Source organism: Fructilactobacillus sp. X2R1C1 (assembly GCF_059901435.1).
In genome coordinates this window covers 1-262 of the sequence record NZ_JBWXUV010000102.1, presented here as the reverse complement: position 1 = coordinate 262, position 262 = coordinate 1, and the positions used below count along the sequence as shown (strand labels likewise).

At 44.3% G+C, this 262-nt stretch carries 1 protein-coding gene; it reads right to left on the bottom strand.

Going from position 1 to position 262, the window contains the following annotated elements:
• Window positions 1-262: MFS transporter (locus tag AC6UDG_RS07650; RefSeq protein ID WP_500706983.1), on the bottom strand; the 262-nt coding region annotated here is incomplete at both ends.

Here is a 262-nt window from a genome sequence, read left to right as displayed (position 1 = left end):
ATTCCGATCACCCCTAAGATGAGGAAGATTCCCTGCCAGTCGGTAATTTTGATGATTAAACCACCAAAGATGGGAGCAATAATGGGGAAGATGCCGTTAACAGCGGTCAATAGTGAATAAAAACGGGTCAGGATTTTTCCTGAAAACATGTCACGAGCGACGGCTCTAGAAATGACCTGACCGGTTGCTCCAGCGATTCCTTGAATGAGTCTTAAAGTGATTAAGGCATAGATATTGGGAATGAACGCGATCATTGCAGATG